Here is a 9,550-nt window from a genome sequence, read left to right as displayed (position 1 = left end):
TAAAGCCTTGCACTGAAAGTGCATAGTTTTAACTAACGAACTTGAAAAATAAAAGTCCGAACGCGTTTGTGTGAAAATAAATCGTACCTTTGCGGCCGCATTTTTCCGGAAAAGGATGATGCGGAGGAGCATTAGCTTATGGGGACAGAGCATTCGGTCAGGAAACCGAAAAGGAGCGGGTTCAACTCTCGTATGCTTCACAAAAAACAGTGGTTTGTCGCGCAATTGCTGCGACCGTGTGCTTGAACACCACGTAAAAAACAAGAATATGAAGAATAAAGTATCTGTATCGTTTATGATGCTCGGCATCCTTTTCTGCGTATGCCTCGTAGCGTCAAATTTTTTGGAAACCAAACTGATTCAACTCGGGGTGATCCCTGGCTTCGGTTCGATCTCCGTCACCGCGGGGCTGCTCGTGTTTCCGATTTCGTACATCATCAATGACTGTATCGCCGAAGTATGGGGCTATCGTAAAGCGCGTCTGATTATCTGGATGGGGTTCGCGATGAACTTCCTCGTCGTCGGTATCAGCCAGTTGGCTATTCAGTTGCCCGGCGCCCCTTTCTGGGAAGGAGAAGAAGCGTTTAACTTCGTATTCGGACTTGCGCCGCGTATCGTAGCAGCCAGTCTGCTCGCTTTCCTCGTCGGTTCGTTCCTGAATGCCTACGTAATGAGTCGTATGAAAATCGCTTCGCAAGGTAAACATTTCTCTTATCGCGCCGTCTTATCGACGCTGGCAGGAGAAAGCGCGGATTCGATCCTCTTTTTCCCCATCGCATTCGGAGGATTGATGCCTGTTAACGAACTGCTGAAGATGATTATTGTACAGGCCATACTCAAAACACTCTACGAAATCATCATCCTTCCCGTTACCATCCGTGTCGTAAAATATATCAAAAAGGTAGACGGTTCCGACGTATATGATGAGAACGTTTCGTACAATGTATTGAAAGTAAATGAAATTTAATCGTCATGATGAAGGACGAGACAGCGCTGGTCGTCTTTAGCGGCGGACAAGATTCGACGACGTGCCTTTATTGGGCGAAAAAGCATTTTAAAGAAGTACGGGCGTTAACGTTTCTCTACGGTCAGAAGCATCGCGCCGAAGTCGATGTGGCACGCGAAATAACTCGTCAGGCCTCGGTAGAATGTGAGGTGATGGACGTTTCGTTCGTCGGTGGTCTGGGCAGAAACGCCTTGACCGATCCTACGCTGACGATGGATAAAGAAAAACCGACGGACAGCGTTCCGAATACGTTCGTCCCCGGCCGGAATTTGTTTTTCCTCAGTATCGCGGCCGTCTATGCGAGCGAACACGCCATCCGTCATCTGGTGACGGGCGTGTCGCAGACCGATTTCAGCGGGTATCCCGACTGTCGGGATGCATTTGTTAAATCGCTCAATGTGACGCTAAATTTGGCAATGGACAAATCGTTCGTCATCCATACCCCACTGATGTGGCTCGATAAAGCGGGCGTGTGGGAGCTTGCCGATGAACTGGGCGTCTTCGACCTGATACGGCGCGAGACACTCACTTGCTACAACGGCATCGTGGGAGACGGCTGCGGCGAATGCCCTGCCTGCCGGCTGAGACGCGAAGGACTGGAAAAATATCACAGAGAAAAAAATAAGGAATCTTTTTCCCTCCAACGACCTTGCTAAAAAGTTTTCGAAGGTTATTTCACCGGCTCAACGTGAAGCGTGATATGCGTTCCCTGTCCGTATTTTTCACGTAACCTCCGTTCGACCCGGCTCATGATTTCGTGCGCTTCATCGACCGTCATCTTCCCATCCACACGAATATGCGCCTCGATAGCGTAATCGTTCCCGATCCTCCGCGTTTGTAGATGATGAGGGTCTTGCACCTTGTCCACCGCTCCGATGGTGTCCAGAATTTCGGTCTCGACCTCTTCAGGCAGTGATTTCTCCAACAAGTCATTAACAGCCGGAACGGTCAATTTGATAGCAACCTTCACAACTAGCACGCTTACGATGACGGCAGCAAGGGGATCGAGGATCGTCCAACTGTCTCTGAGCCAAATCGCCCCGGCGATACCTGATGCTGTCGCGACAGACGAAAAAGCATCCGAGCGATGATGCCAAGCGTTAGCAAGAACCGTCTGACTTTCGTAACGCCTCCCCACCGCAGCAGTCACCTGAAACAACGATTCCTTGACCAGAATCGAAACCAGCGCCGCGATCAACGCGATTTTTCCCGGTGAAACGATCGGTTCGCCCAATACGTAAAATCCATAGATTTTACTTGCCCCACTCCAAAAAATACCCACACCTACGAACAGTAATACCACTCCGATCACCGACGTTGCCAATGTCTCATACTTTCCATGTCCGTAATCATGATCATCGTCTATCGGTTTTGAAGATAAATGGATACAGATAAAGACAACAATATCTGTGGCAAAGTCGGACAATGAATGAACGGCATCGGCCAACATCGCACTGCTACGCCCGCAGAGGCCGGCTACGAACTTAAACACCAGCAATACGAAGTTACCGATGAAACTCCATACCGTAATATTTTTCAGTTCTTTCTCCCTCGACATCTTACCGGATATGCTGATGACACAGACGAACCGTTTCGAGCGATGATTCCGCGCTACATGTCTCGGGATATGTGTCATTCAGTATACATCGTGCGAAATAGGTTCCTTCGTCACGATAACCTTCGCCGGCATCGGGCAAAGCGATCGTTTGTAGCGAGACATCATCCGCCACATACAACTCCCGCGCGTTTCCTGACGACCATGTCACGGAAGCTCTTTCGAACACAGCCCTGAAACCGGCCTCAAATGGAAGCCGGGCATGAAAGGTGTTGCCTCCTTCAACTTCCACCATCCGATCCCTTCCTTCATAATGCCAGAAAGCAGACACATAATCATGAAGACTCAAGGCTCCCGGCAGGCAGCGCGACTCGATACGATCAGGTTTTCCCAGCAGATAATACACATAATCAATATCGTGAATCAACAAATCAAACAGCGCTCCTCCCGAAGAACCGAAATCCTGACGGCGTTTCTCCCATTCACCCCAATGCGGAATACCGGAAAAACGCGTAAGAGAAAGGAACTTTAGCGCACCATACATTTCTTCATGATATAACTCCATCAGCCGGACGTAAGCCGGCATAAAGCGTACGACATGGGCTACGCCGATCTTCCGCTGCTGTCGACGTGCCTCTTCGATCAATGCTTCTCCTTCCGCGACATCAAGCACGAACGGTTTTTCAATGAAGACATGCAACCCTTTGCGAAGGGCTTTCATCGCCATCTCGCAATGCTTCGAAGTATGCACACAAATATACGCCAGATCAAGCCCCTCTTTCTCCAAACATTCTTCCCAGTCGGTATACTGCCGAACGGACGACAACGCCTTCGGATCGAACGAACCGGTATCCAGATTGCCGGCTATTGCCTGTCCTATCGCATCCGGCGAACGATCGACAATGGCAGACAACGTCATCACATCGCTCCGAAGAATATTCGCAGCATGCGTCTTACCCATAAAACCAAAGCCTACAACGGCTGTCCGTAACGGGATCATCATTTGCTTTTTACATGACATAAATAAGTATTCGATCTTAAGTATTCAAACTAATCAGAGCAGATCTGACGCCAACTCCGCCAATTCGCTTCGTTCACCCTTCACCAGATTAATATGAGCAAACAAACTCTGTCCGCGCATCTTGTCAATCATATAGGCCAATCCGTTGCTTTGCGCATCAAGATAAGGAGAGTCGATCTGCTGAATATCGCCGGTAAAAACCATCTTTGTTCCTTCGCCCGTGCGCGTCACGATAGTTTTGATTTCGTGCGGTGTCAGGTTTTGCGCCTCATCGACGATGCAGAATGTTTCGGAGAGACTGCGCCCGCGAATAAATGCCAGCGCCTCAATCACCAACCGTTCCTCTTTTTGTAATTCTTCGAGTTGACGCACTTCTTTCGCCGATGGCGAAAATTGTGATTTGATCACATTCAGGTTGTCGAACAACGGTTGCATATAAGGCGCCACCTTCTCTTTTTCGGTACCCGGAAGAAAACCGATATCTTTATTAGCCAGCGATACAATTGGACGAGCCAAAAGAATCTGCTTGTAACTCTGCATCTGATGCAGCGCCGAAGCAAGCGCCAGAAGTGTCTTACCCGTACCGGCCTTACCCGTAATCCCTACTAATTTAATGTTCGGATCGTTCAAAACTTCAAAAGCGAAGCTCTGCTCGGCGTTACGCGGTTGAATGCCATAATTTCTCGCACCTTTATCGACCTTCTTAATCCTCTCCGTAAACGGATTGTACCGTGCCAACACCGAGCTGCGGGAGCTTTTCATGATAAAACAAGCGTTCGGCTGTAACGTATCGGTAAAATCGAACTGCGAAACATCGACCCCGTCGAACGATGAATATAGCTGATCGATCAGGTCGGGATTCACATTTTCATACGTATCCTGAGTATCTTTAAACAGATCCGTGTTCTTTACCTTATCCGTGATATAATCTTCAACAGCAATGCCGAGCGCACGCGCTTTCATGCGCATATTGATATCTTTAGTCACCAGAATCGTTTTCATGTCGGGATGTCCCGAAGCGACCGTGTAGGCACAGGAGAGAATACGGTGATCGGGGATACGATCCGGAAACGAGGCGGCAATCTTATCCTGATACTTATCGCCCGTCACGACATAAAGCATACCTTTTTCCTCACCCAGCGACGCGCCTTTCAGAAACAGATCGTTGGAAGTCAACCGGTCCAACTCACGCACAAATTCCCGCGCATTGTAATTCAACTGACTGCTCCCCTTTTTGAATTTGTCCAATTCTTCGAGCACGACGATCGGAAGATAAATGTCGTTTTCCTGAAAATGTTCGATACATTTATAATCGTGAAGAATCACATTCGTATCTAATACAAAATTTTTCTTTACTCCCATAGCTTTGATGTTTTAATCATGATGTTATTAATTCGGTCGCTAATTAACGACTTTTTCAGGAAACAAGCATGATAAAAAAGAAAAAAATAAGTCTAAAATGCACTAAAACGCATCTTTAGAACTTCTTTTGTAGAGAAAAACAAAACAAAATCAAGCAATTTATCATTTTTTTAGCCTTTATTTTTGTTCCAATCGTAAATAAGTCTTTATATTTACGCGCTAATTGAAACTATGAAATACGAAGAAATACTTCAATATCTTTACGAGCGGACCCCTTCCTTTCAGGATATCGGGGGAGCGGCTTACAAGCCCGGTCTCGATCGTGCCATTGCGCTGGACGATGCGTTGAGATGTCCGCACCGCAACTATCGGATCATCCATGTGGCAGGAACAAACGGAAAAGGTTCTGTATCCCATTTGCTGGCGGCGATTTTGAGGACGTCGAAATACAAAGTGGGATTATATACCTCACCTCATCTGACTGATTTTTGTGAACGGATAAGGGTGAACGGGAAAAAAATCCCACGGCAGTACGTGGTTGATTTTGTCGAAAGCCACCGCGGGCTGATCGAATCGATTAATCCATCGTTCTTCGAATTGACTTCGGCTATGGCCTTCGACTATTTCAAACATAAAAAAGTAGACTTTGCCATCATCGAAGCAGGCTTGGGCGGACGGCTGGACAGCACCAATATCGTGACACCTATCATGAGCATCATTACCAACATCAGCATGGATCACATGCAGTTTCTGGGTGATACTCCGGAGAGGATTGCCGAAGAGAAGGCAGGCATTATCAAGCCCTACATACCGGTTGTGGTTGGCAATACCTCCAGCACAGGCGTCCGACAAGTATTCATCAATAAGGCGAAGTTATCGAGAGCGCAAATCTACTTTGCCTCCGACGAAGCCCCTTTGCGATCCGCACAATTGATGCCCGATGGCAAATGGCAGTTCGAATCGTTCGATTTCGGTAAAATCAATGGTGAACTAAGCGGATCGTTCCAAAAAGAAAACGCTCAAACTGTTCTGACGGCTATTCGTGTACTCAAAGAACAGAGAGTAAAGCTACACCCGAACTCGATTGCTATTGGCTTCGCCAAAGTCGTGGAAGAAACAGGCTTGATGGGACGTTGGCAAACGGTCCAAAATGAGCCGAAAGTCATTTGTGATACGGGACACAATATCGGTGCATGGGAGAACCTCGGCCAACTGCTTAGCGAGGCCTTTGAACATCATCCGCGCCTGCATCTCGTCATCGGCATGGCAAGCGATAAAGACGTGGACGGTGTCTTGAGCATGATGCCCAAGCAAGCATCGTATTACTTTACCCAAGCCTCTGTCAAGAGAGCGCTTCCGGAAGAAGAGCTTGCTCAAAAGGCCCTCAAATACGGGTTGTACGGAACAACTTACCCGACTGTGCACGAGGCTGTACGCGCCGCAACCGAAGAGGCTCGTAAAGAAGACCTCATTTTTATCGGAGGCAGCACGTTCGTCGTAGCCGATGCACTGCTTCTGTTTCCTAATATTCAACGAAAATAAATCAAACAAACTAATAAATTCTTATGACTGAAAAAAATCAACCCCTTTTAAGGGATAAAGAATGGGTACGTTGGACTGCCCTGATGTTTTTAGCTTTTGCGATGTTCTGTTCATACATTTTCATGGACATCCTTTCCCCCATTAAAGACTTATTAGAATCGACACGCGGCTGGGATTCCGATGCTTTCGGTACTTATGCGGGTTCAGAAACGTTCCTCAATGTCTTTATCTTCTTCCTCATTATAGCAGGAATTATTCTGGATAAAATGGGGGTTCGTTTCACGGCACTCTTATCGGGTCTGGTAATGCTTATCGGCGCAACGATCAACTGGTATGCCATTACCGAAATGTTCAGAGGCTCGGAATTGGAAACGTGGTTTACTGAGCATCTGAATTATATTCCTTTATTCGACGAGTTAGGGGTTTCACCCTTTTATAAAGGAATGCCGGCGTCAGCCAAGTTTGCAGCCATCGGATTCATGGTTTTCGGCTGCGGGGTGGAGATGGCCGGTATCACGGTTTCAAGGGGGATCGTGAAATGGTTCAAGGGGCGTGAGATGGCCATGGCCATGGGTTCTGAAATGGCTTTAGCCCGTTTGGGGGTTGCCACTTGTATGATTTTTTCGCCTGTGTTTGCGAAAATGCACGGTATCACTGATGTTTCACGGTCTGCCGCATTCGGAGTCATCTTGTTGTTAATTGCTTTGATGATGTTTATCGTCTACTTCTTTATGGACAAAAAACTGGATGCACAAACCGGCGAAGAAGAAGAGAAAGACGATCCGTTCAGAATACGTGATCTCGGTAAAATTCTGTCGAGCGGCGTCTTCTGGCTCGTGGCATTACTTTGTGTGCTATATTATTCGGCCATCTTCCCATTTCAGAAGTATGCCGTGAATATGCTTCAATGCAACATCGATTTTGTGGCCCCTCACCCGTCTTCATTCTGGGCATCGGACCAAGTGGCCTTTATTCAATATTTCGTGATGCTGGTTGTTGCGGCGACATCATTCATCAGCAACTTCAAAAAAGGACTTATGAAAGGAGCTTTGCTTGCTACCTCAATCATCTTCCTGATTATCTTCTGTTACATGTCCTACGAACGTCAATCGGCCGAGTCGATCTTTGCCGTATTCCCGCTGCTGGCAGTAGGAATCACGCCTATCTTGGGTAAATATGTAGATAACAAAGGAAAAGCAGCCACGATGTTAATGCTTGGCTCCATCCTTCTGATCATTTGTCACCTGACTTTTGCATTCGTTTTACCCCAGTTCAAAGGGAACAACATCGGTGGTATCGCACTGGCATTCGTAACGATTCTTGTACTCGGTTCCTCTTTCTCTCTGGTTCCTGCCGCCTTGTGGCCCAGTGTGCCCAAGTTGGTCGACAGCAAAGTAATCGGATCGGCATACGCCCTGATTTTCTGGATTCAGAACATTGGATTATGGCTTTTCCCGCTACTGATCGGTAAAGTACTGAATGCCTCGAATCCCGAAATCGTGCAGCAGCTGGCGGACGGGACTATAGCTCCCGAAGTAGCCTCCGTCTCTTATAACTATACGAATCCGCTCATGATGTTGGCTTCGCTGGGCATTTTGGCACTCGTTATGGGTTTCTGGCTTAAGATCGAAGACAAACGGAAAGGATACGGATTGGAAAAGCCGAATATTACCGGCTGATTTGAATGGATTATTTGCATACAAAAGAGTGAGCGATGAACAGAATAACAGAACTTTTCGGAATCCGATATCCGATTATTTCGGGCGGTATGGTATGGTGCAGCGGCTGGCGTTTGGCCTCGGCCGTGAGCAACAACGGAGGACTCGGGCTGCTGGGTGCCGGTTCGATGCATCCGGAAACGCTCGAAGAGCATATTCGGAAGATGCATCAGGCCACGGATAAACCATGGGGAATCAATGTCCCCCTTCTCTATCCCGAAATGGATCGTATCATCGAAATCATTTTGCGTGAGAAGGTAAAGATCGTGTTTACCTCGGCTGGAAGTCCGAAGAAATGGACGCCTTTGTTGCAGAAAAACGGAATCAAAGTCGTACACGTAGTCAGCAGTACTGCTTTTGCACGTAAATGTGAAGAAGCCGGGTGCGATGCTGTAGTAGCCGAAGGCTTTGAAGCAGGAGGACATAATGGACGTGAAGAAACGACAACCCTCACGCTCATCCCGCAAGTACGTCGCGCTATCTCACTGCCGCTGATCGCTGCCGGAGGTATCGCTTCGGGACGGGGGATGCTTGCTGCGATGGCATTAGGCGCAGAAGGCGTACAGGTAGGAACACGCTTTGCCCTTTCGGAAGAAAGTTCTGCGCATGAGCAATTCAAGCAGAAATGTATTACACTCGACGAGGGAGATACCATACTCTCGCTCAAGAAACTTTCTCCCACACGCCTGATCAAGAACGAATTTTACCGTCAGGTGGAACAGGCCGAAAATGCCGGCGCCTCAGCCGAAGAAATGGCCCAACTTCTCGGACGGGGACGTGCCAAACGAGGTATCTTCGAAGGTGAACTGGACGAAGGTGAACTGGAAATCGGGCAAGCAGCATCCATGATACGGACGGTCGAACCGGCCGGACAAATCATTGCCCAAATGATTGCCGAATATAATACTGCAATCGAAGGACTCACGGAAATAAGATTCTGATTTCCCCTCTGCAACTTGTAACTATCAACGCTCCGCCGCAAATCATTTTTTTGATTTGCGGCGGAGCGTTATTTGTGTGGATATCACCGGCTGTTCCGCTCGGATTTTACGTACATACGGATGCGCGAAAATTTTTGTCCGTATATAAATTTCATTACATACGGATGCACGTAAACTTACATACGGATGTAAATTTATTTTCTCCCGTATATAAATTTTGCTGCATACGGACGCAAGTGTTTTTGCGGCTTTTTCGCCCGGCTTTTAGGCTACGGCATGAGTCGGTATATATACAAAAAAAAGAGCATTCTCTTTTCAGAAAATGCTCCTTCTCAAAAAAATAATACCTGAAAAACGGCGGCTACCTACTCTCCCACAATATAGCAGTACCATCGGCGTGACGAG

The 9,550-nt window shown here is 47.5% G+C and carries 8 protein-coding genes and 1 tRNA gene; 6 read left to right on the top strand and 3 right to left on the bottom strand.

Annotated elements, in window-relative coordinates; genetic code table 11:
- Positions 1–125: 125 nt before the first annotated feature.
- The 3 genes from ACTTKA_RS11510 (at position 126) to queC (ending at position 1,662) form a co-directional block, all read left to right on the top strand.
- Positions 126–200: transfer RNA gene (locus ACTTKA_RS11510), tRNA-OTHER, on the top strand.
- Positions 201–268: 68 nt separating this feature from the next.
- A complete protein-coding gene (locus ACTTKA_RS11505; RefSeq protein ID WP_442725140.1) occupies positions 269–967 on the top strand; it encodes a queuosine precursor transporter in 699 nt (232 codons plus the stop codon).
- A gap of 8 nt (positions 968–975) precedes the next feature.
- Positions 976–1,662: a 7-cyano-7-deazaguanine synthase QueC gene (queC, locus tag ACTTKA_RS11500; RefSeq protein WP_442725141.1), complete on the top strand. Its 687-nt coding sequence runs from the start codon at positions 976–978 to the stop codon at positions 1,660–1,662.
- Between the two features lie 14 nt (positions 1,663–1,676).
- Here the strand turns inward: queC and ACTTKA_RS11495 are convergent, their stop codons facing one another.
- From ACTTKA_RS11495 to ACTTKA_RS11485, 3 genes are read right to left on the bottom strand one after another with little or no spacing between them, the layout of a single operon-like run.
- Positions 1,677–2,564 carry a cation diffusion facilitator family transporter gene (locus ACTTKA_RS11495; protein ID WP_442725139.1) on the bottom strand — a complete coding sequence of 296 codons (888 nt, stop codon included), beginning with the start codon at positions 2,562–2,564 and terminating at the stop codon, positions 1,677–1,679.
- 1 nt (position 2,565) lies between these two features.
- On the bottom strand, positions 2,566–3,564 hold the full coding sequence (locus tag ACTTKA_RS11490) for a Gfo/Idh/MocA family protein (RefSeq protein WP_442725138.1): 999 nt from the start codon (positions 3,562–3,564) through the stop codon (positions 2,566–2,568).
- Positions 3,565–3,615: 51 nt separating this feature from the next.
- On the bottom strand, positions 3,616–4,944 hold the full coding sequence (locus tag ACTTKA_RS11485; protein ID WP_442725137.1) for a PhoH family protein: 1,329 nt from the start codon (positions 4,942–4,944) through the stop codon (positions 3,616–3,618).
- 231 nt (positions 4,945–5,175) lie between these two features.
- On the opposite strand from ACTTKA_RS11485, the gene ACTTKA_RS11480 reads away from it, so the two are divergent.
- The 3 genes from ACTTKA_RS11480 to ACTTKA_RS11470 are packed head-to-tail and all read left to right on the top strand — an operon-like array spanning position 5,176 to position 9,145.
- On the top strand, positions 5,176–6,486 hold the full coding sequence (locus ACTTKA_RS11480; RefSeq protein ID WP_442725136.1) for a bifunctional folylpolyglutamate synthase/dihydrofolate synthase: 1,311 nt from the start codon (positions 5,176–5,178) through the stop codon (positions 6,484–6,486).
- Between the two features lie 23 nt (positions 6,487–6,509).
- Positions 6,510–8,165 carry an MFS transporter gene (locus ACTTKA_RS11475; RefSeq protein ID WP_442725135.1) on the top strand — a complete coding sequence of 552 codons (1,656 nt, stop codon included), beginning with the start codon at positions 6,510–6,512 and terminating at the stop codon, positions 8,163–8,165.
- A gap of 35 nt (positions 8,166–8,200) precedes the next feature.
- Entirely contained in the window at positions 8,201–9,145 is a 945-nt protein-coding gene (locus ACTTKA_RS11470) for an NAD(P)H-dependent flavin oxidoreductase (RefSeq protein WP_442725134.1), read from the top strand.
- Positions 9,146–9,550 lie beyond the last annotated feature (405 nt).

Source organism: Tannerella sp., from assembly GCF_052170195.1.
Lineage (GTDB): Bacteria > Bacteroidota > Bacteroidia > Bacteroidales > Tannerellaceae > Tannerella.
Note: the sequence above shows the minus strand (reverse complement) of the source record. Positions and strands in the feature narration are given on the sequence as shown.